This is a genomic window from Oceanospirillum linum (assembly GCF_001995095.2).
GTDB lineage: Bacteria > Pseudomonadota > Gammaproteobacteria > Pseudomonadales > Halomonadaceae > Oceanospirillum > Oceanospirillum linum.
In genome coordinates this window covers 1-389 of sequence record NZ_MTSD02000235.1, presented here as the reverse complement: position 1 = coordinate 389, position 389 = coordinate 1, and the positions used below count along the sequence as shown (strand labels likewise).

Sequence of the window (389 nt, the reverse complement as noted above, 5' to 3'; positions counted from 1 at the left end):
AATAAATAATCGCAATTTTGGACATGAAAGATTCCTTCTTTTTTCTGAGTAATGTGTAATGTTGAGCATGCTAAAACCTCAAGTTTGGTTTAGGTCAACACTAAAACTTAAAAAGAAGTGCATTAAAAAAGCCGATGTAGATACATCGGCTTTTTAGTGGATTATTTCTTTCTTCGAGTATAAATCCGAGATTTTGTTTTACTTGGCTCTGGCTTATTTTTCGCCAGCTTTAGTACCGCTTTTTGCAAAATCTGGTTGTTTGGGTAAGTAATCAAGTTTCCGTTGTCGTGCTTAATTAACACGTGAAACATGCTGATTTCTTGAATCTCGCCACTGATGTCTTCGTCTTTGTCTACGACTTTAATACGATCGCCCACTCGGTATGGGAA

General features: G+C 36.5%; 1 protein-coding gene. It reads right to left on the bottom strand.

Annotation, left to right across the window (positions count from 1 at the left end):
* Window positions 1-161: 161 nt before the first annotated feature.
* The coding region (locus BTA35_RS17445) for a mechanosensitive ion channel domain-containing protein (RefSeq protein WP_139363766.1) at window positions 162-389 on the bottom strand (228 nt) is incomplete at its 5' end.